This window comes from Collinsella sp. HCP28S3_G2, from assembly GCF_052065125.1.
Taxonomy (GTDB): domain Bacteria; phylum Actinomycetota; class Coriobacteriia; order Coriobacteriales; family Coriobacteriaceae; genus Collinsella.
On sequence record NZ_JBQHUO010000025.1, the window covers coordinates 1 to 2,628 of the forward strand.

At 64.0% G+C, this 2,628-nt stretch carries 2 protein-coding genes; both read left to right on the forward strand.

The genetic code is table 11. From position 1 onward, the window contains the following. Positions 1 to 238 precede the first annotated feature (238 nt). Positions 239 to 1,690 (forward strand): IS21 family transposase, encoded by a 1,452-nt coding sequence (gene istA, locus ACTNB2_RS08705; protein ID WP_329933903.1) that lies wholly within the window; start codon positions 239 to 241, stop codon positions 1,688 to 1,690. 1 nt (position 1,691) lies between these two features. Continuing rightward, positions 1,692 to 2,450 (forward strand): IS21-like element helper ATPase IstB, encoded by a 759-nt coding sequence (gene istB / locus ACTNB2_RS08710; RefSeq protein WP_277012758.1) that lies wholly within the window; start codon positions 1,692 to 1,694, stop codon positions 2,448 to 2,450. Positions 2,451 to 2,628: the final 178 nt, after the last annotated feature.

Below are 2,628 nucleotides of genomic sequence, written 5' to 3' on the forward strand. Positions count from 1 at the left end.
CTTGGGCAGCAGCTTCCTGATCTCGACGTGGTTGCGCTCGCAGGCGCCCTTCTGGTCGCTGCGCCTGGGGTCGCAGTAGAACAGCCTCGTCTCGCCCGGCCCCTCGCCGAGTGTTGGTGGTAACTTAAAAATGAACATATCGGCTTGATCAATTTGAGCACAAAGGCAGACATGCCGACCAACGCAATCGACTAACTTGGTTCCTGCCAGGGAAACCAACCAAGGAGGTCGGAAAGGTATGATCAGCATGTCGCAAACCTATTCTATACGGCAAATGAGGAAGAACGGCGAGTCCATATCGGAAATCGCCCGCAAGACGGGCGTCTCGCGCAACACGGTGTACGCGAAGCTCGCGATCTCGGACCTGTCGCCGCGGATGCCCGTGAAGAGGGGCAAGGCCAAGACGCTCGACAGGTACCGCGGGGTCATAGAGTCGTGGCTCGACGAGGACGCCGCGAACTGGCGCAAACAGCGCCACACCGCCCGCCGCATATGGCAACGCCTTCGCGACGAGCACGGCGTCGAGTGCTGCGAATCGACCGTCCGGCATTACGTCCGCGACCTCAAGGCGCTGAGGAAGGCCGTTTCCGAGTCGTACCTCGACCTCGTTTGGCGGCCCGGCGAGGCGCAGGCCGATTTCGGGGAGGCGGATTTCTGCGTCATGGGAACGAGGCGGCGGCTGAGTTTCTTCGTGCTCTCGTTCCCCTATTCGAACGTCGGGTTCGCCCAGGTGTTCCCGTCCGAGAACTCCGAATGCGTGTGCCAAGCCCTCAAGCAGGTGTTCGAATACATAGGAGGGGTCCCATCCCGCATCGTGTTCGACAACGCCACCGGCGTCGGGCGCAAGGTCTGCGGCGGCGTCAGGACCGCCGAGACCTTTGCGGCCTTCGCCGCCCATTACGGCTTCGAATTCGGCTTCTGCAACCCGAATTCCGGCCACGAGAAGGGCAACGTGGAGAGGAAGGTGTACTTCATCAGGCAGAACCTCTTCGTTCCCGTGCCAAGGCTGTCCCGCGTCGAATCGTACAACGAGAAGCTCCTGGACCGATGCCTCGGGCTTGCCAAGGAGCATTACAAGAAAGGCGTGAACGAGGACGGGCTGTTCGGCGAAGACCGCGCCGCGCTGGCCGGATTGCCGGAAACGCCGTTCGAGGTGGTCCGCTACGTCGACTGCAAGGCCGACAAGCAGGGCAAGGTCCAGATAGACGGCCGCCATTGGTACTCGGCGGACCCGTCCCTCGCGGGCGAGCGCCTCATCGCGGGGCTGGGCGCCACGATGCTGTCGATATACACCTCGGCCGGCGAATACGTCTGCTCGCACGAGCGGCAGTACGGCGCCGCCCCCACCGATTCCTCGAGCCCGGCGAGCCAGTTGCCGCTTCTTGCCGCCAAGCTGGGCGCGTGGCGCAACAGCTCGGTGCGGTCGGCGATGCCCGATGCGCTGCGGGATTACATGGACGGCCTCGGCAGGCGCGAATTGGGCGACGGCCTGAGGCTGATGAGGGACCAAGTCCAGCGTTCGGGCTGGGACGCGACCGTCGGCGCGATGCAATGCGCGCTGGAATCGACCGGCAGGATCGACGCTGCGAGCGTCGCGGTGGCCGCCGCCAGGGCCGAGGGCGGCGCCATCGAGTACGACGAGCCCGTTGACCTCGGCGTCTACGACGCGGCGCTGCGGAAGGCGGTGTAGCATGGCGATAAGGTCCAAGGGCGACGCCGAGCGGATGCGCGCGCTGGCCCGCAGGCTATACATCAGCAACGACACGATCGACTGGTTCCTTTCGTCGTCGAACGCGGCGCAGCTGCGGGCGGTGAGCGAGCTCATCGAGCACGAGATGGCGGTTCGGGAGGAATCCAAGCGCGCGAGGCTGTTCAGGAGGGCGAAATTCCCCCAGGTGAAGTCGTTCGAGGGGTACGACTTCTCGCAGGTGGCCTTTCCCGACGGCTATGGCGTGGACGACCTGAAATCGCTGTCGTTCGTCGAAGCCGCGCAGGACTTCGTGTTCCACGGGCAGACGGGCCGAGGGAAGACCCACCTCGCGATAGCCGTCGGCCACGCGTGCGTGATGGCGGGGAAGGCGGTGCGCTTCTACACCGCCGCCGAGCTCGCGCTGGCGCTTTCGAAGGCCCGGCGCGAGCTCGCCCTCGAGGCGATGATGAGGGACATAGCGAAGAACGACCTGGTGATACTCGACGAATTCGGATACGTGCCCCTCGATACGGAAAGTGCGCGGCTGCTCTTCCAGGTGGTGTCGAGCTGCTACGAGAGTCGCAGCATGATATTCACGACGAACATCGAGTTCTCGAAATGGGGAACCGTCCTCGGCGACGACAAGCTCGCATCGGCCATGATCGACAGGATAGTCCACCATGGGAGGCTCGTGGAGTTCAACGGGGCAAGCCACCGCATGGATGCCGCCTTGATGCTCGGAAGGGCAAAAAAACAGTGAAGGACGTGTCTGCCAAAGTGCTCAAATGCAACGTGCCGCTTTGTTAACATTTTGCTTGCCACAAACACGCCGAGCAGCGCCGCGATCGCCGCCTCGTCGGAGAACTCGGCGCCGTTGTCGGTGAGGACGGCGCGGAACACGCGGCGCGTCCCGTCGGCGCCGAGGATGGCCCGGACGC

Coding starts and splice junctions, on each gene's coding strand:
- istA (WP_329933903.1), top strand. CDS start 239: ATGATCAGCATGTCGCAAACCTATTCTATACGGCAAATGAGGAAGAAC.
- istB (WP_277012758.1), top strand. CDS start 1,692: ATGGCGATAAGGTCCAAGGGCGACGCCGAGCGGATGCGCGCGCTGGCC.